Source organism: Pseudomonas sp. ICMP 3272 (genome assembly GCF_001466905.1).
In the GTDB taxonomy this organism is placed as follows: domain Bacteria; phylum Pseudomonadota; class Gammaproteobacteria; order Pseudomonadales; family Pseudomonadaceae; genus Aquipseudomonas; species Aquipseudomonas amygdali.
Window position 1 is genome coordinate 1 of the sequence record NZ_LKEK01000077.1, and the last position, 21334, is coordinate 21334.

Sequence of the window (21334 nt, forward strand, 5' to 3'; positions counted from 1 at the left end):
CAGGGCGAAGGAACCCGACGAAGTCGGGCCGGAAACAGGAGCGAGGGGCTTTGGTTACTTTGGCCCCATCAAAGTAACTCGCCGAGGGGCGAAAAGGTGACTCGAGTCGAGCCTGATCTCACTGAATCGCAGAACTGTGTGACGCGGAGCGTCACGAAATGCATTACCACGCGGAGCGTGGGAACGATAGTCAGCAGGTCCAGGCCTTATTCGATCAAAGCGGACGCGTAGGGTCGACAGTGACTGGCGCTGCCGGTTTGTTCTGTTCCTTGAGCAGGTCACGAATCTCGCTCAGCAGCACTTCCTGTTTGGAAGGCGTTGGTGGCAGGGTCGGTGCCTTGGCTTCTTCGCGCTTGAGGCGGTTGATGGCCTTGACGCCCATGAAGATCGCGAACGCGACGATAATGAAGTCGATAACAGTCTGGATGAATTTGCCATAAGCCAGCAGCACAGCAGGTGCCGTACCTTGCGCGGGGCGCAGGGTGATGGCCAGGTCACTGAAGTCCACGCCGCCGATCAGCAAGCCTAACGGTGGCATGATCACATCGCCGACGAACGACGAAACGATCTTGCCGAATGCCGCGCCAATGATGATACCGACGGCCATATCGACCACGTTACCTTTGACCGCGAAGGCCTTGAACTCGCTAAGTACGCTCATGGGTAATTCCTTGTTACAGATAAAAGTGATCCGAGAGAGTGTAGTCCAGCCTTACAGTTGCCGTCTGTTCTACGTTCAATCGACCGAAGCGGCCTGTGTAAGTTTTATCCGGTTTTGAAAGTCATGGTTCGCTGCGCAGGTAGCTGCCGGCTCAACCTGCGTTATCATGGGCGTTTTTTACGACTGGGGTTGTCATGGCCAAGGCCAAACGCTTGTACGGCTGCACCGAGTGCGGCGCGACATTTCCCAAGTGGGCGGGCCAGTGCAGCGAATGCGGCGCCTGGAACACACTGGTCGAAACCATGATTGAGAGTGGCGCTGCTGCGCCGCCCACCGGGCGCACCGGCTGGACCGGTTCACAGGCGCAAATCAGAACCCTGGCAGAAGTCAGTGTCGAAGAGATCCCGCGCTTCTCCACCAATTCCACCGAGCTCGACCGGGTGCTGGGCGGCGGGCTGGTTGACGGCTCGGTAGTGCTGATTGGCGGTGACCCCGGCATCGGCAAGTCGACGATTCTGTTGCAGACGCTGTGCAATATCGCCCAGCGCATGCCCGCGTTGTACGTCACCGGCGAGGAATCCCAGCAGCAGGTGGCCATGCGTGCCCGTCGTCTGGGGCTGCCGCAGGACAAACTGCGCGTCATGACTGAAACCTGTATCGAAACCATCATTGCCACCGCCAAGGTCGAGAAGCCCAAGGTCATGGTGATCGATTCGATCCAGACGATTTTCACCGAGCAGTTGCAGTCCGCGCCGGGCGGCGTGTCGCAGGTTCGTGAAAGCGCGGCCTTGCTGGTGCGCTACGCCAAACAGAGCGGCACGGCGATCTTTCTGGTCGGTCACGTCACTAAAGAGGGCGCGCTGGCCGGTCCGCGTGTACTTGAGCACATGGTCGACACCGTATTGTATTTCGAGGGCGAGTCGGATGGCCGTCTGCGTCTGCTGCGCGCTGTGAAGAACCGCTTCGGCGCGGTCAACGAGCTGGGCGTGTTCGGCATGACCGACAAGGGCCTGAAAGAAGTCTCTAACCCGTCGGCGATTTTCCTCACCCGTGCTCAGGAAGAAGTGCCGGGCAGTGTGGTCATGGCCACTTGGGAAGGCACGCGGCCGATGCTGGTGGAGGTTCAGGCGCTGGTGGACGACAGCCACATGTCCAACCCGCGTCGTGTAACGCTGGGTCTGGATCAGAATCGTCTGGCCATGCTACTGGCGGTCCTGCATCGACACGGCGGTATTCCGACTCACGATCAGGACGTGTTTCTCAACGTAGTAGGTGGTGTGAAAGTGCTGGAAACCGCATCCGACCTGGCCTTGATGGCGGCGGTGATGTCCAGCCTGCGCAATCGTCCGCTGCCGCATGACTTGCTGGTGTTCGGTGAGGTAGGGCTGTCGGGTGAAGTCAGGCCGGTGCCCAGTGGGCAGGAACGACTCAAGGAGGCCGCCAAGCACGGCTTCAAACGCGCCATCGTGCCCAAGGGCAACGCGCCAAAGGAAGCACCACCCGGTTTGCAGATCATTGCCGTCACGCGTCTGGAGCAGGCACTGGATGCGTTGTTCGAATAACCTCGCCCTGAGGATTATCCCTGCAGTTCGATCAAGGCTGCCAGTTCCCGATCCAGTTCTTCGGGGTCTCCGAGGTTCAATACGACCAGCCGCTTCAGGTGGCTGATTGACTCCAGCCCTATGTGCCGGCAAACGAATCCCAATTGCCGGTTGTTGTCATGGGTGATTTTGACATCCATTTTTACATGGGCGTCGTTGCTTAGAATGATGTCGACTTCAAAGAGCTGCGCCTGATCACCGTTCCACGGATCGGGCCGTTCGATGAGCAACCCTTTCAGGGAAATATCGACCAGTTGAACCTTCCAGGTCTGATCGCCTTGCTTTAAATCGGTTTTGGCATCAAAGGCAATGCGTTTGAAACGACGGCGATCTTCGGGTGAGTCGGTCATCGAATGAACTCTCTTGTTGACCGCCACCGGGGGGGGCAGCGGGCAGGTCGTTATCTGATCAATTCTGTTGTTCCTGCACGATAGACCTGAAAGCCATTACAGAACAGTTCCGCATCACTGTTTTGTGATCCGGCAACCATCTGTCGAGTCCATTCCAGCCCTCTATGCCGGGTATCTGCCGCAATTGATCAAATTTCGCTCTAGACCATGGTTGGGGGTGGTCTTTCGCTGATCCAGCGCTAAACTCGCACTGCTTGCCTTCTAGTCAACTCTGCTGGAATAAAAAAATGAAAAATAATAATAGTCTGATGCGCCATGTTCCCTGGCTCATCGTCGCAATTGTCGGGGCATGTGCCCTTGGGGTCGTGGCCTTGCGTCGCGGAGAAGCGATCAACGCTTTGTGGATAGTGGTCGCTGCGGTAGCTATCTACCTGGTTGCCTATCGTTACTACAGTCTGTTCATCGCCACCCATGTCATGCAGCTCGATCCGTTGCGCGCGACACCGGCGGTGGTCAACAACGATGGTCTGGACTACGTGCCGACCAACAAACACATCCTTTTCGGTCACCACTTTGCTGCCATCGCTGGTGCAGGCCCGCTGGTCGGCCCGGTACTGGCGGCGCAAATGGGTTATCTGCCCGGTACGCTCTGGCTGATCGCTGGCGTGGTGCTGGCCGGTGCGGTACAGGATTTCATGATCCTGTTTCTCTCCACGCGCCGTGACGGTCGCTCGCTGGGCGACATGGTTCGCGAGGAAATGGGCCGTATTCCCGGCACCATCGCGCTTTTCGGCTGTTTCCTGATCATGATCATCATCCTGGCGGTGCTGGCGCTGATCGTGGTCAAGGCCCTGGCCGAGAGCCCGTGGGGTATGTTCACGGTCATGGCGACGATCCCGATCGCGATGTTCATGGGCATCTATATGCGCTACATCCGTCCGGGCCGTATTGGTGAAATCTCCATCGTAGGCGTCATTCTGTTGCTCGGTTCGATCTGGGTCGGTGGCATGGTAGCGGCCGATCCGACCTGGGGGCCGATGTTCACCTTCACCGGCGTGCAGATCACCTGGATGTTGGTGGGTTACGGTTTCGTGGCAGCAATGCTGCCGGTCTGGCTGCTGCTTGCGCCGCGTGACTACCTGTCGACCTTCCTCAAAATCGGCACCATTCTGGCGCTGGCAATCGGCATCCTGATTCTGGCTCCCGAGCTGAAAATGCCGGCCCTGACCCAGTTCACCAACGGCACAGGCCCGGTCTGGAAGGGCGCACTGTTCCCGTTCCTGTTCATCACTATCGCTTGCGGTGCGGTATCGGGTTTCCACGCGCTGATCTCTTCGGGCACCACGCCCAAGCTGCTGGATAACGAAAAGAACGCCCGTTACATCGGTTACGGCGGCATGTTGATGGAGTCGTTCGTGGCCATCATGGCAATGGTTGCCGCCTCGGTGATCGAGCCAGGCGTGTACTTCGCCATGAACAGCCCGGCTGCGGTGGTTGGCAGTGACGTGGTGACTGTTGCGCAGACTGTCTCCAGCTGGGGCTTTGCCATCACGCCGGAGCAATTGACTGCTGTCGCGAAAGACATCGGTGAAAACACCGTTCTGGCACGTGCCGGTGGTGCGCCGACGCTGGCGGTCGGTATCGCGCAGATCCTTCATCAGGTGCTGCCGGGTGAAAACACCATGGCGTTCTGGTACCACTTTGCGATTCTGTTCGAGGCGCTGTTCATTCTGACCGCAGTCGACGCCGGTACGCGAGCTGGACGCTTCATGCTGCAGGACCTGCTGGGCAGTTTCGTTCCGGCCTTGAAACGCACCGAGTCGTGGACGGCCAACGCCATCGGCACCGGCGGTTGCGTGGCGCTGTGGGGCTATCTGCTGTATCAAGGCGTAATCGACCCGCTGGGCGGCATCAATACCCTGTGGCCGCTGTTCGGCATCTCCAACCAGATGCTCGCCGGTATCGCTCTGATGCTGGCCAGCGTCGTGCTGATCAAGATGAAGCGTCAGCGCTATGTGTGGGTGACCATGCTGCCTGCCACCTGGCTGCTGATCTGCACCGTGACCGCTGGTCTGATCAAGCTGTTCGACGCCAGCCCTGCGGTGGGCTTCCTGGCTCTGGCCAAGAAGTACAGCGCGGCGGCAGATGCTGGCCAGATTCTGGCCCCGGCCAAAACCATGGACCAGATGCAGCATGTGATCTTCAACGCTTACACCAACGCCGGGTTGACCGTGCTGTTCCTGTTCGTGGTGTTCAGCATCCTGTTCTACGCCATTAAAGTGGGCCGTGCGGCCTGGACGACCAAGGCGCGTACCGACAAGGAAGCTCCTTACCAGGCCATGCCGCCAGCGTCGCAGGTGTGATGATGGTTATCCACAGAGGATTTGCCCATGTTCAATGACCTGAGTCGCCTCGGCAAATACCTCGGTCAGGCCGCGCGTCTGATGGTGGGCATGCCTGACTACGACACGTACGTAGAACACATGCAGAACACCCACCCGGACAAGCCGATGATGACCTACGAGCAGTTCTTCCGGGAGCGGCAAGAGGCACGTTACGGCGGCAAGGGCGGTCCGAAGTGCTGCTGATCCTCTGATCTGCGTTATTGTTTGATCCGACGCGCCGCAGGCCATCACCTGTGGCGCGTTTTCATTTCTGCTCAATGCATCACGCCAGGAGCCTTATGACTGAGTTGCAACCCATCCCAGTGACCGTGCTGACCGGTTTTCTGGGCGCAGGCAAAACCACCTTGCTGCGCCACCTGCTCAAAGCCGAGCACGGCCTGAAAATCGCCGTGATCGAAAACGAATTCAGCGATGCTGGTATCGACAGCCAGTTGCTGGGCACCGATCCAGTGCAGATCATGACCCTGTCCAACGGCTGCGTGTGCTGCACCATCCACACCGACCTGACCAAGGCGCTCTACCTATTGCTGGAGCGCCTGGACAGTGGCGAAATCGCTTTCGACCGGCTGGTGATCGAGTGCACCGGGCTGGCCGACCCTGCACCCGTCGTGCAGACCTTCTTCATCGATGAAGAGCTGCGCGAGCGCTATATCCTCGACGGCATCATTACCCTGGTCGATGCTGCCCACGCCGATACCCACCTGGCGCAAACCATTGCCCAGGCGCAAATCGGCTTTGCCGACCGATTGCTGGTGAGCAAGCGTGATCTGGTCGACGACGCAGCCTTCGATGCCCTTAGCGCGCGGCTGACCCGCATCAACCGCCGCGCCCCGATCCGCATCGTCGACCATGGCAACATTGACCTTGCTGAACTGCTCGACGTGCGCGGCTTCAACCTCAACGCCGACCTCAGCGGCGGCATGATACTGCGCCCACTGGCCCCGGTCGGCAATTCAGGCGACCGCATCACCAGCCTCGTCCTGCGCAGCGAAAAACCCCTGAACCTGGACCGTCTCAGCGAGTTCATGAACGAGCTGCTGGAAGACCACGGCAAGCAACTGCTGCGTTACAAGGGCGTGCTCAACATCGAAGAAGAGCCGCGCAAAATGGTGTTTCAGGGCGTGCTTAAGCTGTATGGCTTCGACTGGGATACCGAGTGGGCAGAAGGCGAAAAGCGCGAGAGCGTGATTGTGTTTATTGCCGATGAATTGCCGGAGGATAAGATTCGGGCGGGGTTCGAGAAGGTATGCGGCTGAGAGGTCGGGCAGCGGCTGAGCTTCTGCCCATGCAGCGACCCGCCCAACAAAAAGCCCCGGCTCTCACGAGTCGGGGCTTTTGGTACTGCGTTTAAACGAAGCTTATCAAGCGCCGTAAACCGGCAGCTTCGCGCAGATGGCCTTGACCTTCTCACGAACGGCGTCGATTACCGCTTCGTTGTTCAGGTCAGCCAGGATGTCGCAGATCCAGCCGGCCAGTTCCTTGCACTCTGCTTCCTTGAAGCCGCGAGTGGTCACTGCCGGGGTGCCGAAGCGCAGGCCGGAGGTGACGAACGGGGAGCGCGGGTCGTTCGGTACGGAGTTCTTGTTGACGGTGATGAAGGCGCGACCCAGGGCAGCGTCGGCGTCTTTACCAGAGATGTCCTGTTTGATCAGCGACAGCAGGAACAGGTGGTTTTCAGTACCGCCGGAAACCACGTCGAAGCCGCGTTCGATGAACACACCGGCCATCGCCTTGGCGTTCTTGACCACTTGCTGCTGGTAGGTCTTGAACTCAGGCTGCAGCGCTTCCTTGAAGCACACGGCCTTGGCTGCGATGACGTGCTCCAGCGGACCGCCCTGGGAGCCAGGGAATACCGCGGAGTTCAGCTTCTTCTCGATTTCGGCGTTGGCGCGCGCCAGGATCAGGCCGCCACGTGGACCGCGCAGGGTCTTGTGTGTGGTGGTGGTCACGACGTCGGCAAATGGCACCGGGTTCGGGTAGACGCCTGCGGCGACCAGACCGGCTACGTGAGCCATGTCGACGAACAGGTAGGCACCGACCTTGTCAGCGATTGCACGGAAGCGCGGGAAGTCGAGGATCTGCGAGTAGGCAGAGAAACCGGCGACGATCATTTTTGGCTTGTGCTCGACAGCCAGGCGCTCGACTTCGTCGTAGTCGATCATGCCGTTGGCATCGATACCGTACTGAACGGCGTTGTACAGCTTGCCCGAGGACGAAACACTGGCGCCGTGGGTCAGGTGACCACCGTGAGCCAGGCTCATGCCCAGAATGGTGTCGCCGCCTTGCAGCAGGGCCAGGTAGACCGCCGAGTTGGCTTGCGAACCCGCATGTGGCTGGACGTTGGCGTAATCAGCGCCGAACAGCTCCTTGGCGCGGTCGATGGCCAGTTGTTCGATAACGTCGACGTACTCGCAACCACCGTAGTAGCGCTTGCCTGGATAGCCTTCGGCGTACTTGTTGGTCAGGGCCGAGCCCTGAGCTTCCATGACGGCCGGACTGGTGTAGTTTTCCGAGGCAATCAGCTCGATGTGTTCTTCCTGACGCAGAGCTTCTTGCTCCATGGCGGCAAACAGATCGGCGTCGTACTTGGCGATAGTCAAATCACGGCTGAACATGGCAGTCCTCAAGGGGGCATGGCGGAAAAGGCGGGTATTCTACCCCATCGGGTTTTATCTGGCATATGAAAGGGAATCATCTTGAGTAGCAAACAGGTTCAAGCGGCAAGCTTGACTGTCTACCGCTCGGCTTGAGTTACGCATCGCGGCCGGGATAAGACGCAGAGCGTCCCGAACGGCATTCCCACGCTGGAGCGTGAGGAACGATAGTCTTGTAACTGTCGTGCCGATGCTCCGCGTCCTGTCCCGAGCTTGCAGCGCAGAGCATCCCGAACGGCATTCCTGCGCTGGTGCGTGAGGAGCGGCAGGTGTCCGGTAGAGCACCTGTTTTGCCCATCCCTCAGCTTACCGTCGCCCTTAATCCAGCATGAATAGCGCATCGTTGCTGAATTGCGCTTCGAACTGGCTTGCTGGCATCGGGCGGCCGAACAGGTAGCCCTGGACTTCGTCGCAGTCGTGCTCGCGGAGAAACTCCAGTTGCTCGTGGGTTTCCACGCCTTCGGCGATGACCGAGAGGTTCAGGCTGTGGGCCATGGCGATGATGGCGCGAGCGATCTGGGCATCCTGTTCGCCGGACGGAAGGCCGTCGACGAAGGTGCGGTCGATCTTCAATACGTCGATCGGGAACTGTTTGAGGTAGTTCAGCGACGAGTAGCCGGTGCCGAAGTCATCGACAGCGATACTCAGGCCAAGGTTTTTGAGGCCGTCGAGGATCTGCATGGCTTCGTTGACCTCGCGCATCAGGATGCTTTCGGTCAGTTCCAGCTCCAGGCAGGCAGGTGACAGGCCGGTCTGCTCCAGGATGTTGGCGATGCGCTTGCCGAGCTGGCCGTCCGAGAACTGTCGTGCCGAGATGTTGACCGACACTTTCGGGACGCGAACCCGCGCCTGATGCCACTGTTTGAGCTGACGGCACGCTTCAGTGAGCACCCAGTCGCCGACTTCCACCACCAGCCCTAGCTCCTCGAGCACCGGGATGAAGTCGTTGGGCGGAACCAGCCCGCGGCGTGGGTGGCGCCAGCGCAACAAGGCTTCCGCACCCGTCAGGCGCTTGCCGTCGCCGCTGAACTGCGGCTGGTAATAAAGGGTAAACTCCTGCTGTTCCAGCGCATGCCGCAAGTCGCTTTCCAGCTCCAGACGCTCCAGAGCGGTTGCGTTCATGTCCGCCTGATAGAACTGGAAGTTGTTCTTGCCACGCTCTTTGGCGTGGTACATCGCCGTGTCGGCGTTCTTCATCAACTGGCTCAGTTCCTTGCCGTCCTGCGGACTGAGTGCGATGCCGATGCTGGCAGTGACAAAGAACTCGCGGCCTTCAAGTACAAACGGCGTTACCAGACTGGTCAGAATCCGCTCGGCCACGTGAATGGCGCGAGTCAGTGCGGCTTCGCGCGAGGTGTCCGGCTGCAGCAACAGGGTGAACTCATCCCCGCCCATACGTGCCACGGTGTCGTCGGAAGATACGCAGGCGAGTAGCCGCGTGGCCATTTCTTGAAGCATCCGGTCGCCAGCGGCATGGCCCAGCGAGTCATTGATCGGTTTGAAACGGTCCAGGTCGAGGAACATCAGCACCACCCAGGCCTGTTGGCGCTCGGCGTGTTGCAGCGCCGAATGCAGGCGGTCCTGAAACAGGGTGCGATTGGGCAGGTGAGTCAGGGCGTCGTAATAGGCCAGACGGTGGATGCGGTCCTCGCTGGCCTTGCGCTCGCTGATATCGCTGAAAAAGCACACATAACTCGCCAGATCGCCTTCGTCGTCGAGCACTGCGGTAATGCCGACCCAGGCCGGGTAGTGTTCGCCGTTACGGCGCTTGAGCCTGATTTCACCCTCCCAGGTGCCTTGGCCGTTCAATTGCCTGAGGATGTAGCGCAGGTGGTTTTCCTGTTCCGATTCCACCGTGAGCATGCCTGGTAGCTGGTCGAGCACCTGGGCAACTTCGTAGCCGCTGACGCGGGTGAACGCCTCGTTGGCCTGAACGATATAGCCGGCAGGGTCGGTAATGAGGATCGCCGATGTCGAGTGTTCAAATACGGTGGCGGCCATGCGCAGGTCTTTTTCTGCCCGACGCTGCTGGCTGATGTCCCGGCCGACCCCGAAGATACCCTCGAAATTGCCGTTTTCGTCCCACACCAGCACCACCCGCAGTTCCACCGGGATCTTGCGACCGTCTGCACGCAGGCAGTCGAACAGAAACATTCTGGTCGTCACCTCTTCGCGCAATCTGGCGAGTTCCTGAGGTTTGTGCAGTACCTTGCCGATGCGGTTGATGAGCGCATCGAAACCGATCACTTGCTGAGGGTTGGCAATAGCTGCGGACCAGCCGTTCTGGATAATCCACTCGGCGCTGTACCCTAGCGCGCGTTCCACCGAGGGGCTGACGTAATTGACCGCCAACTGGCCATCCGTGGAAAAGATCACATCGCTGATGCTTTCAGCGAGCATGCGATAACGCTGTTCGCTGTCACGCAGCGACTGGCTGGACGAAACCTGCTCGGTAATGTCCTTGGCGATGCCGATGATGCGCGTGACCAGGTTTTCTGCGTCCCAGGCCAGCGCCTGTTCGCGCACATCGAAGCAGCGCCAGTTGTTCTCGCGATCCCGGAAGCGCAGCACGCATTGTAATAACTCGTTATGGCCGTGGTGGCGCTGGCGCAGGCGCATGTCCTGGTAGCTTCTGGCGTCGTCAGGGTGCAGCAGGATTTCCCAGAAGAACTCGCCCATGGCACGCAGCTCGGACTTGCTGTAGCCCAGTGTGTAGCCGAAATGGTGGTTGCTGTAGATCACGCGCTGGCTGAGTACGTCCTGAACGTACAGGTGGTCCGGCACGGTTCGCACCACGTCGGACCAGAAGCTCTCGCGGTCCAGCAATGACAGCTCGATCTGTTTGCGGCTGGTGATATCGCCGATGCTGAGAATGACGGCATCGAAGTCGCTGCGTGACTCGGGCAGGCGCATGACCAGCCATAGATGCTGGTCCTGGCCGCTTGCGCGTGTCAGGCAGATTTCCAGCTCCAGCCTTGGCAGCCCGGCGAGAACAGCCTGAATGACCTGAACGCCGATGCCGGGGCGCGACCGCGATTCGCCTTCGATCAACGGCTGCCACGCCTGTTCACTGTGTTCGATTTCCAGCAGGCCCAGGGCAACTTCGTTGAGTTCGTTGATTCGCAACTGCTGCAACAGTCTTTTCAGCGAGGCTGGCTGGCTTTTGAGCAGAAGCTCGAAGTCCTCGTCCGTTCTGACCTGGAGTGCTTCCAGTTGCTCTTGCAGACCCGACATGTCCATGACGCAGATCGCAACGCCCGCACCCTCGAAGATATCGCGATAGCGGCGGCGGCTTTGCAGCATCTGGCGCTGACGCTTGCGCAGGCTCATCAGCGCGATCAGCGGCAGGATCGACAGCAGCAGGCCGACCAGGCACTTGCCGATCAATGGCGCAAGCAGCTCGCTGCGGGCCTTGTAGGTATCGAACAGGCCCCGCAGTTGCCAGTCACTGTTGCTCAGTGGCTGAAGCAGAACGGTCTCGGAAAGACCGCTGTCCGCCTCGTTGGAGGGTGCCGGTTCACGGATGAGAACCCGCTGGGTCTTGCGTTGTTCCAGGCGCCACACATGTTGAAAGTCTTGAGCGGGCTGGCTGGTCAGGTCCTTCAAGGCATCGGGTGCCATGCGCAGCGCCCAGTAATCGCCGCTGACGCCACCGCCTTGGCGAATCAGTACATAAATCTGTTTACCGTCTTCGGTGCCGGTGTAGAAATAGGGGTGGCCTTGGGCCTTTTTCATGGCCTGCTTGAGAAACTCTCCGTCGCGGGATGCCTCGGCGCTGTCACTGACAATGTCACCCGTCGGGTTCAGTCGCGCGGCGCTGCGCAGCGCGGGCAGGGCAGTACGAAGGCTTGCCAGCGCCGTCGGCTGCTCCAGCCGGTCTCCGGAGGATTGCGCTTCGTCCAGCAGATTCATGGCGATTTGCGCCTTGAGTGCCATGTTCAGACTCATCCGGTCGGAAAGCTGGATGCTGTACTCCAGGCTGCGCTGGCGCTGGCGTTCCTGAGTCTGATGAAACTGTTCGATCAATTGCCAGAGCAGCAGTGCAAGCACCACCAACACCAGCGCGGCCAATGCACCTTTCACTGAGCCGCGCAAAGGCCTGGTCGCACTGTCTGTAGCGACACTGGATGACGGCAGAGGCGTTGAAGTGGGCAAATCGTTGTTCCTGACTGCTGGACTGAAGCAGCGATGCTTTATGTAAAATAAGCGGGTCGCCCAAAGAGGGCGGCTAGCATGCCTTTACTTGTGGCAGAGTGCCAGCCCCATTGGGCCGGATCGTTTGCCCTGCACGCTGCATTCGGGTAGCTTTGCGCAACGCGTGGTATCCACCGACTCCTGCATGAGTGACTCCACTTTTTGCAATATCGACCAGGCTTTATATGTGTCAGCACGGCCCCGATCTGTTTCTGCCTGGGTTCATTCAAGGCTCGGAACGGTCTCGCGGCAAGTCTTGCGGACAAATAAAAGCTTTTTTCCGGCCGGAGCTTTAAGCTCGCGTTCTAAATCGGTCCTCATCACAGACGCTAGGTTTTCATTTCATGGCTCAATACGTCTACACCATGCATCGGCTGAGCAAAGTTGTGCCGCCGAAGCGTGAAATCCTGAAAAACATCTCTCTGTCTTTCTTCCCCGGTGCCAAGATCGGCGTGCTGGGTCTCAACGGCTCGGGCAAGTCCACGCTGTTGAAAATCATGGCTGGCGTCGACACCGAATTTGACGGCGAAGCGCGCCCGATGCCCGAGCTTAATGTGGGTTATCTGCCGCAAGAGCCACAACTTGACCCGAACAAGACGGTCCGTGAAGTGGTTGAAGAGGCAGTCAGCGTGATCAAGGACGCCCAGGCGCGTCTTGATCAGGTTTACGCCGAATATGCCGAGCCGGACGCTGATTTCGACAAGCTGGCAGCCGAGCAGGCCAAGCTTGAAGCGATCCTGCAGGCCAGCGACGGTCACAACCTGGAACGCCAGCTGGAAGTAGCCGCCGACGCACTGCGTCTGCCCGCTTGGGATGCCAAGGTTTCGGTCCTGTCAGGTGGTGAAAAGCGCCGTGTTGCGCTGTGCCGCCTGTTGCTGTCGGCACCGGACATGCTGCTGCTCGACGAACCGACCAACCACCTGGATGCCGACTCTGTCGCCTGGCTGGAGCATTTCCTGCACGACTTCCCGGGCACCGTGGTTGCGATCACGCACGACCGTTACTTCCTGGATAACGTGGCTGGCTGGATTCTGGAACTCGACCGCGGCGCGGGCATTCCTTACGAGGGTAACTATTCTGGCTGGCTTGAAGCCAAGTCTGACCGTCTGGCTCAGGAGTCCAAGCAACAGACCGCCCACGAAAAGGCCATGAAAGACGAGCTGGAATGGGTCCGCAAGGGCGCCAAGGCGCGTCAGTCCAAATCCAAGGCGCGTCTGCAACGCTTCGAAGAAATGCAGTCGCAGGAATTCCAGAAGCGCAGCGAGACCAACGAGATCTATATCCCGGCCGGTCCGCGTCTGGGCGACAAGGTTATCGAGTTCAAGAACGTTACCAAGGGCTACGGCGACCGCGTGTTGATCGACAACCTGTCGTTCTCCATGCCTAAAGGTGCCATCGTCGGCGTGATCGGTGGTAACGGTGCCGGTAAATCGACCCTGTTCCGCATGCTGATGGGCAAGGAACAGCCGGATTCGGGCAGCATCGAAGTTGGTGAGACCGTGCAACTGGCCTGCGTGGACCAGAGCCGCGATGACCTGGACGGCAGCAAATCGGTGTTTCAGGCGGTGTCCGATGGTTCCGATGTGATCCGTATCGGCAACTATGAAATCCCGTCGCGCACCTACGTTGGCCGCTTCAACTTCAAGGGCGGCGATCAGCAGAAGTTCGTCAAGGACCTGTCTGGTGGTGAGCGTGGCCGTCTGCATCTGGCGCTGACCCTGAAAGAGGGCGGCAACGTGCTGCTGCTCGACGAACCGTCCAACGACCTTGACGTTGAAACCCTTCGTTCGCTGGAGGAAGCGCTGCTGGACTTCCCGGGCGCCGCCATTGTGATCTCCCACGATCGGTGGTTCCTTGACCGTGTAGCGACGCACATCCTGGCGTACGAAGACGACTCACAAGCGATCTTCTTCGAAGGTAACTACACCGAGTATGAAGCGGATCGCAAGAAGCGTCTGGGTGAAGCAGCTGCCCAGCCGCACCGCGTGCGTCACAAGAAGCTGGCCTGATCAGCGTTAAGGCATGCGCCGTTCCTGACCGGGAACGGCGCTGCCGTTATTGTTCATCAGCGCGCTTTAAGCATCCGGCTCGATCAGCAGTATTTCAATCGACTGATTCCCTGCCGGCCGCTCCCACACCACTTCATCGCCTTTCTGCGCACCGATCAATGCACGTCCCAGTGGCGAACCCCAGTTGATCAGCCCTTTGGCGGCATCCGCCTGATCCTCCCCGACCAGATGCACGCGCTGCCGGTTGTCTTCTTCATCCGCGAACGTCACCCAACTGCCAATTTGTACCTTTTCGGTCGAGACGGCCGTTGTCACAACCTGCGCGCTTTGCAGGCGCTGGGTGTAGTAACGCAGGTCGCGTTCAAGGTCAGCCTGGCGCTGTTTGTCAGCGGCGTCTCCCAACGCGGTTTGCGCACTGTGCTGCGCCTGCAGGCTGCTGACGTGCTTCTTGAGCAACTTCAGGCCCTCGGCAGTGACGTAATTGGTCTGTGCGCTGACCAGCCGCTCTACCGGTTGCTCGGCATCGGCGGCAGCGTTGTCTTCGTTTACAAATGCGCGGCTCATGAGGTGTCCTCCCTAATGAGCTTTGGGCCACAAGCGGACAGCATTGGTTTCGTCGATTTTCCCGAGTGCGTCAGTTGGGGCGATAGGCCTTGGCTGCACTGCGGGTCTTCTCTCGCTCCCAGGCACGGTCACGATCGTTGAAGACCTGGCCGGGGTCGAGTCGGTCGCGGTTATCCTGCGAGGCCTGACACTGGCGAAAACCGTCAGTCCAGCCTTGGGCGTAGAGCTTGTCCTTCAGATAGCGGGGTACGTTTTTTCTGAATTGACCGGTGCTGGCACCTGCTGCGTCCCTGCCACTGCTGCAACCGTCCTGATAACCGTCTGCAAAGCCCGGCGGATAACCCTCGGCCAACATCTGGTCACGGGTGGACTGACAACCTGCCAGCACGATGGCCAGCGACAACAACACCCAATACCGCTTCATGGTGGTTCCCTCTACTTATGAGAGGAGTCTAGAAGGTAATTTGTGAGTTATTTGTAAAAGCGATGTAGGGAATAAGTGATGGCGGCGTGCCTTTATTTTGAGGCAGCGCCGCCCGCAGTTTTTGCACTCACCTTGTCAGTAGTGATACCACTTCACTTCAAGCATTACTTCGTTCTGCGGTGAACTCATCTGGCTGAATTCGCGTTGGGCACTCAGGCGCAGGCCGAGGTTGCGCGACAGCTCCCACTGCTGATTAAGGCTGACGCTGCGGCGTACTTCGCCATTGGTAAAATAGTCGCCCTTGGCTTCCAGGCTCAGGTTACCCAGCGGGTTGCGCCACAGTACGCCAGTGTTGAAACCAGCAGCGGGGGAGATGAATTCGGCGAAGTCGTTGTTGTGCTCGACGCGCACGGTGCCCAGCGCAAAGCCCAGCACTTCGTCGCCCAATTGCCAGGTACCGCCACCACCACCGTTGACGTGGCTGACAAGGTTTTCATCGCCATGTTTGCCAAGTACCCTTTCCAGCCCGCCGGTGACTTGCCATGACCAGGGTTTCAGCAGCTCGGTACGCGGGGTCAGGGAGCGAATGGTGGCCAGGTCCAGTTGCTGAACTTGCCAGTCGTTACCTTCGTATTGGCGCACCTTGAGCTGAAGAATTTCGATCTGCGCACCCAGCGGAAAGCCATAGGCGTTGTCGTTCAGGTCGTGATAGGCCATGCGCAGGCCATATTCGGCGAACGCTTTGTCACCGCGCGTGCCGGCACCCAGTTGCCAGGTACGTGATTCGTGGCCCTCTTCCGGCAGGCCGGGACGCGGGATGTCCAGCTGTGGCGGCGGGTTTTGATTGATCGCCTGCAGCAACTCGAAACTGCGTTGCGAGCGCTGCGTGTCGCGTTCAAGCCCGTTGGCGCGGTAGCGCTCCAGACGATAGGCCGCGTCCTGAATCAACGCGCGGCGTTCTTTCGGCTGGGCGAGGTACTCGCTGTTTTGCAGTTGTTTCTGATCGGCGCTGACTTTCAGCACCCACTGTTGCTCGTCGGCATCAAGGGGCTCGGCGCGGCTCAGCAGTTCCCGCTCGCGGGAAGGGCGATAGTCGATCTTTTCAACCAGCCCTGCGGCCTTGATCGCCTTGACCGTATCGGTCGGGATCGCAGTCAGGCCGAACTGCTCGGTGAGATTCAGCCCGGGTCGTGCGACCTGCAGCAATTCCAGCAGACGGTACGAGCAGTTTTCGTCGAAGAAGAAATAGCTGAAGCGAATCTGCTTCAATTCCCAGACATGTTCGACCATGCGCCCGGTTTCTTCCGGGGTCAGGTTCAGTCGGTATTCCCACAGGTCACGGTTTTCCAGGCTGCGGTATTCCGAGAGCTTTTCCTGATAGGGCACCAGCGCAAACAAGCCAGGGTAGCCGCCAGCCAAGCCTTTCCAGGCATACAGAATGCTGTTGTCCATGCCTTCTATGTAGGCACCGAAGTTGATCGCATAGCTGAGTAACGTGGTGTTGTTGGTTTTCGCGCTGGCCGGATCGATGCGCAGTAACGTGTGGCCGAACATCGACGAGGGGCTGTTGAGGTATGCGGCCGGAAAAATCAGCACAGTGCTGTCCGGTGCCACATCCTTGTACCAGGCCTTGAACTCTTTGCAGTCCGGCGTGGGCAGGTCAGTCAGTTGCAACTGGTCGCGCAGCCAGCGGGTGCGTGCCGGGTACACGCACTGGGCGTGGGTCTGCTCGTTGGTTACGGGGGCGTATATGGCGTCAAGTGTCGCGCTCAGTTCCGCCTTGGGGTCGTGTGCACCGTCGGCAGCGAGAAAGAATTTCGGGTCTGTCACATAGCTGCGCCAACCACCGAGCTTGCCTGCCTCGTAGTGACCCAGTGAAATCCAGAACGGCTCATTGGCCAATTGCTGCAAACGGTCAGCGGTAGCATGAGGTGCCGCAGACAAGGGGGCACAGACAAACAGCGCCAGCGAGACAAGACGTTTGAGCATAAAAGGCAACTAGTCAGGAGAAGTCAGGAAAGGTGATCCCGCCCTTTGCAATGAAAGGGCGGGCGAACGACTTTAAGCCTGGGTAGCGTACTTGGCCAGAGTCGGATCGTTTTTCAGAACGTTGACGGTGTTGGTATGAACGTCTTCAGCGGTGGCGTCGGCCTTGCTGAAAATTTGCGAGAAGTGCTCGTGAGTGACCGCAGCGAAGTGCTCACGATCCTCTGGTGCAACGCCCAATACCACAGCGTAGGTAGTCAGTGCTTCGCCCTGACCCATCGCCATGTCCTTGGAAAGTTCATCCATCATGCCGTTCATGGCAAGCCAGGATTTACCGCCGTAAGTCAGTGCGCCGTTGGTCGAGCAGCCGTTGGTACCGGAGGTCATGCCGAAGGTGGCGTTACCCGAGGTGCCGTTGGTGGTTGAGGCCAGGAAGTGAGCTGGAGTGCCGCGTTGACCTTCAAACAGCATGTTGCCCCAGCCGCAGTCCGGACCGCCTGGCGCTTGAGCCATAGCGTTGATGGATACAGCGGCGAAGAGCGTTCCAAGAAGAATCCGTTTCATAGCTTTTTCTCTTTTTAGTTCAGCCAAGGGTCGAGTTTCTTGAGTAGTCACATCAAGACAGACGGCCAACCAGCAACCACCTGTGCAGTTTGGAGCTTAGGCGGGTTCCAAGGGTTCCGTGAGCTATTACAGATTATTGCCGGAAATAGAAATTTTCCGGGCCGCGGGCAATTGCTTTGAGCCTGTAGGCGCCTTTCGGTTTTTCCTGCCTTGCAAGTCTTGTACGGCGAGCGCCAGAATGCCGACATCTGCCCCGCCTGATGTAAGGATTACTGATGCCCGATTCTGTCGCAGCCAACCTACGCCTGGCGCCACATGCGCTGACCCGTCCGTTTTCCGCTGAGCAGTTCAGCTTTGCGACCACTAACGAGCTTGAACCCTTTCGCGGTGTACTAGGCCAGGAGCGTGCCGTAGAGGCCTTGCAGTTCGGCGTTGCCATGCCGCGCCCCGGTTACAACGTATTTGTCATGGGCGAACCCGGCACTGGCCGCTTTTCGTTCGTCAAACGCTACCTCAAGGCCGAAGGCAAGCGGATGAAGACGCCTTCGGACTGGGTTTACGTCAACAATTTCGATGAGCCCCGCGAGCCCAAGGCTCTGGAACTGCCACCGGGCACTGCCCATGAGTTCACGGCCGACATCGGTGGCCTGATCGATAACCTGCTGGTGACCTTCCCGGCGGTTTTCGAGCACCCGTCCTATCAGCAGAAAAAAAGCTCGATCGACCGTGCGTTCAATCAGCGCTACGACCGCGCACTGGATGTGATCGAGCGCCTGTCGCTGGAAAAGGACATCGCGCTGTATCGCGACAGCTCCAACATCGCCTTCACGCCGATGGCTGATGGCAAGGCGCTGGACGAGGCCGAGTTTTCGCAGTTGCCCGAGGCTGATCGGGAGCGTTTTCACGAAGATATCTCCGCCCTTGAGGAGCGCCTCAACGAAGAGCTGGCCAGCCTGCCGCAGTGGAAGCGTGAGTCGAACAACCAGCTTCGTCAGCTGAACGAAGAAACCATCACGCTGACCTTGCAGCCACTGTTGGCACCGCTCTCGGAAAAATATGCCGAGAACGCTGCGGTCTGCGCGTACCTGCAAGCGATGCAGGTGTACCTGCTCAAGACCTTGGTCGAGCAGCTGGTCGACGACGCCAAAACCGATGCTCAGGCACGCAAGTTACTGGAAGAGCAGTACAGCCCGAGCCTGGTGGTGGGAAATACCCGCGACGGCGGCGCACCGGTGGTTTTCGAGCAGCATCCTACGTATGACAACCTGTTCGGACGAATTGAATACAGCACCGATCAGGGCGCGCTGTACACCACGTATCGCCAGTTGCGGCCCGGTGCGCTGCATCGCGCCAATGGCGGCTTTCTGATTCTGGAAGCCGAAAAAATGCTCGGCGAGCCGTTCGTCTGGGATGCGCTCAAGCGCACCCTGCAGTCGCGCAAGCTGAAGATGGAATCGCCGCTGGGCGAGCTGGGGCGCGTGGCAACCGTGAGCCTGACGCCGCAGGTTATTCCGTGGAACGTCAAGATCATCATCATTGGTTCGCGCTCGCTGTATTACACCCTGCAAGACCTCGATCCTGACTTTCAGGAGATGTTCCGGGTACTGGTCGATTTCGACGAAGAAATTCCGATGGTCGACGAGACGCTCGAGCAATTCGCTCAGTTGCTGAAGACCCGAACCTCGGAAGAGGGCATGGCGCCGTTGACCGCCGATGCGGTGGCGCGACTGGCGACCTACAGCGCTCGACTGGCTGAACACCAGGGGCGTTTGTCGGCGCGTATCGGCGATCTGTTCCAGTTGGTCAGCGAGGCAGACTTCATCCGCCAGCTGGCCAACGACGACAAGACCGACGCCGGGCATATCGAGCGTGCACTGAAGGCCAAGGCCACGCGCACCGGGCGGGTTTCCGCGCGGATTCTCGATGACATGATGGCGGGTGTGATCCTCATCGACACGGACGGTGCCGCGGTCGGCAAATGCAACGGCCTGACGGTTCTGGAAGTCGGTGATTCGGCGTTTGGCGTGCCTGCGCGTATTTCCGCCACGGTCTATCCGGGTGGCAGCGGGATTGTCGACATCGAGCGCGAGGTCAATCTTGGCCAGCCGATCCACTCCAAAGGCGTGATGATCCTCACCGGCTACCTGGGTAGCCGTTACGCTCAGGAATTCCCGCTGGCGATCTCCGCGAGTATCGCGCTTGAGCAATCCTACGGTTACGTGGACGGCGACAGTGCGTCGCTGGGCGAGGCCTGCACGCTGATTTCAGCGCTGTCACGCACACCGCTCAAGCAGTGCTTCGCAATTACCGGCTCCATCAACCAGTTCGGCGAAGTGCAGGCGGTGGGCGGGGTCAACGAGAAAATCGAAGGCTTCTTCCGTCTTTGTGAAGCACGCGGGCTGACGGGCGAGCAGGGCGCTATCATTCCGCACGCCAACGTCACCACGCTGATGCTGGATGAGCGTGTGGTGCAGGCCGTGCGTGACGGGCAATTCCATATCTATGCGGTACGTCAGGCTGACGAGGCCTTGAGCCTGCTGGTCGGCGAGCCTGCCGGTGCGCCTGACGAGAATGGCGAGTTTCCGGAAGGCAGCGTGAACGCACGTGTGGTTGAGCGCTTGCGCGATATCGCGGAAATGCTCAGCGACGAAGACCTCAAGGAAGAGCTGGAGAAGGAGCCAGCCCAGTTACAGCCTGAACTGAAGGTCTGACAACGGCGCTAGCCGGGCGGTGCTTACGCCGCCCGGTATTGCGTTCATCAGCAATCCGTTCATCAGGGATATTTCCCGCGGGACGGTTTTCTTCTAATCTTGATCATGACCGCAGTGGCCAATCGGATTGGCGCACATCCTGCTTTGCCAGACGGATGAATACTGTTGCTGATCAGGAGCGCATCATGCAGCGTAGCCTTTGCCTTACCCGAGAATGCATGGGGCTGATGACCCGCATCGAATGTGTCATTCGGCCTCTTCCCCACGATGGTGGACAATGGATGGTGCTCTTCGCAGCCGGCATGGCTGAAGAACAGCCCTCCGCGATCAAATCCCAAGGGCCGTTCAACGGCCTGCCAGCAGCGCAGGCGGTACTGACGAGCATCATCGAGAGCCTGTCGCTGCATGGTTATCAATGCGCCGATGATGTACCGATATGGACCTTGCATATTCAAGCTGAACTGCGACGTATCAACAGTGGCATGGTGGTGTGTGAGCGCTCATCGCTTTTCTAGCCAGTCTGCGCTACGCATGCCGGTCTCCTGACAGTGCATATATGCGCGCCGTGCGATATTTTGTCGCATCTCCAGAGCAGCGCGTCACCGCTGATATACTCGCCCGCTCCTTCAAAACACCTTGCGAGTATCAATGGAACGTTTTTTTGAAAATGCCATGTACGCATCGCGCTGGCTGCTGGCGCCGATCTATTTCGGTCTTTCTCTCGGGCTGCTGGCGTTGTGTCTGAAATTCTTCCAGGAAATCTTTCACGTCATCCCCAACATCTTCTCGCTGGCCGAAGCTGATTTGATTCTGGTGCTGCTGTCGCTGATCGACATGGCGCTGGTGGGTGGTTTGCTGGTGATGGTGATGATTTCCGGCTACGAGAACTTCGTATCGCAGCTGGACATCGATGAGGACAAGGAAAAGCTCAACTGGCTGGGCACCATGGATTCGTCTTCGCTGAAGATGAAAGTGGCGGCCTCCATTGTGGCAATTTCCTCCATCCACCTGCTGCGGGTGTTCATGGATGCCACCAACATCAAGCCTGAATACCTGATGTGGTACGTGATTATCCACATGACCTTCGTGATATCCGCGTTTGCGATGGGCTATCTGGACAAGCTGACCAAGCACTGAGGCTAGCGAAGTTAAAAGGGGCAGGCGGTTTCGGTTCTGGTGTGTCGCGTCCTTGTGTTGTAAAACGTCTGTTC

16 protein-coding genes are annotated in these 21334 nt (G+C 59.0%); 8 read left to right on the plus strand and 8 right to left on the minus strand.

The features are described from left to right. Window positions 1-214: 214 nt before the first annotated feature. Window positions 215-661: a large-conductance mechanosensitive channel protein MscL gene (gene mscL / locus AO068_RS21560; protein WP_002555236.1), complete on the minus strand. Its 447-nt coding sequence runs from the start codon at window positions 659-661 to the stop codon at window positions 215-217. 194 nt (window positions 662-855) lie between these two features. Between mscL and radA the strand changes: the two genes are divergently transcribed. Beyond that, on the plus strand, window positions 856-2223 hold the full coding sequence (radA, locus tag AO068_RS21565) for a DNA repair protein RadA (protein ID WP_002555235.1): 1368 nt from the start codon (window positions 856-858) through the stop codon (window positions 2221-2223). Window positions 2224-2237: 14 nt separating this feature from the next. On the opposite strand, the gene AO068_RS21570 is transcribed toward radA, so the two are convergent. After that, window positions 2238-2612 (minus strand): PilZ domain-containing protein, encoded by a 375-nt coding sequence (locus AO068_RS21570; RefSeq protein WP_058409401.1) that lies wholly within the window; start codon window positions 2610-2612, stop codon window positions 2238-2240. 287 nt (window positions 2613-2899) lie between these two features. On the opposite strand from AO068_RS21570, the gene AO068_RS21575 reads away from it, so the two are divergent. The 3 genes from AO068_RS21575 to yjiA all read left to right on the plus strand — a co-directional run bounded on the left by AO068_RS21575 (window position 2900) and on the right by yjiA (window position 6273). Further along, complete coding sequence (locus AO068_RS21575) at window positions 2900-4975, plus strand: carbon starvation CstA family protein (protein ID WP_058409402.1); 2076 nt, start codon at window positions 2900-2902, stop codon at window positions 4973-4975. A gap of 27 nt (window positions 4976-5002) precedes the next feature. Beyond that, window positions 5003-5200, plus strand: coding sequence for a YbdD/YjiX family protein (locus AO068_RS21580; protein WP_002555232.1), 198 nt, complete (start codon window positions 5003-5005; stop codon window positions 5198-5200). Between the two features lie 95 nt (window positions 5201-5295). Then, on the plus strand, window positions 5296-6273 hold the full coding sequence (yjiA, locus tag AO068_RS21585) for a GTPase (RefSeq protein WP_058409403.1): 978 nt from the start codon (window positions 5296-5298) through the stop codon (window positions 6271-6273). A 105-nt stretch (window positions 6274-6378) separates the two neighbouring features. On the opposite strand, the gene glyA is transcribed toward yjiA, so the two are convergent. After that, the gene (gene glyA / locus AO068_RS21590) at window positions 6379-7632 is read right to left on the minus strand and encodes a serine hydroxymethyltransferase (protein WP_003340745.1); all 1254 of its coding nucleotides are present in this window, start codon (window positions 7630-7632) and stop codon (window positions 6379-6381) included. Between the two features lie 357 nt (window positions 7633-7989). Beyond that, window positions 7990-11754: a sensor domain-containing protein gene (locus AO068_RS21595; protein WP_410003673.1), complete on the minus strand. Its 3765-nt coding sequence runs from the start codon at window positions 11752-11754 to the stop codon at window positions 7990-7992. A gap of 455 nt (window positions 11755-12209) precedes the next feature. Here AO068_RS21595 and ettA point away from each other — a divergent pair, with 455 nt between their 5' ends. Further along, window positions 12210-13874, plus strand: coding sequence for an energy-dependent translational throttle protein EttA (gene ettA, locus AO068_RS21600; RefSeq protein WP_003368689.1), 1665 nt, complete (start codon window positions 12210-12212; stop codon window positions 13872-13874). Between the two features lie 66 nt (window positions 13875-13940). Here the strand turns inward: ettA and AO068_RS21605 are convergent, their stop codons facing one another. From AO068_RS21605 to AO068_RS21620, 4 genes are all read right to left on the minus strand, one after another. Then, entirely contained in the window at window positions 13941-14438 is a 498-nt protein-coding gene (locus AO068_RS21605) for a GreA/GreB family elongation factor (protein WP_004655509.1), read from the minus strand. 70 nt (window positions 14439-14508) lie between these two features. Then, complete coding sequence (locus AO068_RS21610) at window positions 14509-14862, minus strand: hypothetical protein (protein ID WP_002555223.1); 354 nt, start codon at window positions 14860-14862, stop codon at window positions 14509-14511. Between the two features lie 135 nt (window positions 14863-14997). Next, window positions 14998-16851 carry an Lnb N-terminal periplasmic domain-containing protein gene (locus AO068_RS21615; RefSeq protein ID WP_058401872.1) on the minus strand — a complete coding sequence of 618 codons (1854 nt, stop codon included), beginning with the start codon at window positions 16849-16851 and terminating at the stop codon, window positions 14998-15000. A 72-nt stretch (window positions 16852-16923) separates the two neighbouring features. Then, complete coding sequence (locus AO068_RS21620) at window positions 16924-17412, minus strand: DUF3015 domain-containing protein (protein ID WP_002555221.1); 489 nt, start codon at window positions 17410-17412, stop codon at window positions 16924-16926. Between the two features lie 275 nt (window positions 17413-17687). Between AO068_RS21620 and AO068_RS21625 the strand changes: the two genes are divergently transcribed. The 3 genes from AO068_RS21625 (at window position 17688) to AO068_RS21635 (ending at window position 21260) form a co-directional block, all read left to right on the plus strand. Further along, window positions 17688-20123: a Lon protease family protein gene (locus tag AO068_RS21625; protein ID WP_054071850.1), complete on the plus strand. Its 2436-nt coding sequence runs from the start codon at window positions 17688-17690 to the stop codon at window positions 20121-20123. Between the two features lie 185 nt (window positions 20124-20308). Next, window positions 20309-20638 (plus strand): PA4575 family protein, encoded by a 330-nt coding sequence (locus AO068_RS21630; protein ID WP_011169498.1) that lies wholly within the window; start codon window positions 20309-20311, stop codon window positions 20636-20638. Between the two features lie 133 nt (window positions 20639-20771). Then, window positions 20772-21260, plus strand: coding sequence for a TIGR00645 family protein (locus AO068_RS21635; protein WP_003379718.1), 489 nt, complete (start codon window positions 20772-20774; stop codon window positions 21258-21260). Window positions 21261-21334 lie beyond the last annotated feature (74 nt).

Coding starts and splice junctions, on each gene's coding strand:
- AO068_RS21630 (WP_011169498.1), top strand. CDS start 20,309: ATGCAGCGTAGCCTTTGCCTTACCCGAGAATGCATGGGGCTGATGACC.
- AO068_RS21635 (WP_003379718.1), top strand. CDS start 20,772: ATGGAACGTTTTTTTGAAAATGCCATGTACGCATCGCGCTGGCTGCTG.
- AO068_RS21580 (WP_002555232.1), top strand. CDS start 5,003: ATGTTCAATGACCTGAGTCGCCTCGGCAAATACCTCGGTCAGGCCGCG.
- glyA (WP_003340745.1), bottom strand. CDS start 7,632: ATGTTCAGCCGTGATTTGACTATCGCCAAGTACGACGCCGATCTGTTT.
- mscL (WP_002555236.1), bottom strand. CDS start 661: ATGAGCGTACTTAGCGAGTTCAAGGCCTTCGCGGTCAAAGGTAACGTG.
- AO068_RS21625 (WP_054071850.1), top strand. CDS start 17,688: ATGCCCGATTCTGTCGCAGCCAACCTACGCCTGGCGCCACATGCGCTG.
- AO068_RS21615 (WP_058401872.1), bottom strand. CDS start 16,851: ATGCTCAAACGTCTTGTCTCGCTGGCGCTGTTTGTCTGTGCCCCCTTG.
- AO068_RS21570 (WP_058409401.1), bottom strand. CDS start 2,612: ATGACCGACTCACCCGAAGATCGCCGTCGTTTCAAACGCATTGCCTTT.
- radA (WP_002555235.1), top strand. CDS start 856: ATGGCCAAGGCCAAACGCTTGTACGGCTGCACCGAGTGCGGCGCGACA.
- yjiA (WP_058409403.1), top strand. CDS start 5,296: ATGACTGAGTTGCAACCCATCCCAGTGACCGTGCTGACCGGTTTTCTG.
- AO068_RS21575 (WP_058409402.1), top strand. CDS start 2,900: ATGAAAAATAATAATAGTCTGATGCGCCATGTTCCCTGGCTCATCGTC.
- ettA (WP_003368689.1), top strand. CDS start 12,210: ATGGCTCAATACGTCTACACCATGCATCGGCTGAGCAAAGTTGTGCCG.
- AO068_RS21605 (WP_004655509.1), bottom strand. CDS start 14,438: ATGAGCCGCGCATTTGTAAACGAAGACAACGCTGCCGCCGATGCCGAG.
- AO068_RS21610 (WP_002555223.1), bottom strand. CDS start 14,862: ATGAAGCGGTATTGGGTGTTGTTGTCGCTGGCCATCGTGCTGGCAGGT.
- AO068_RS21620 (WP_002555221.1), bottom strand. CDS start 17,412: ATGAAACGGATTCTTCTTGGAACGCTCTTCGCCGCTGTATCCATCAAC.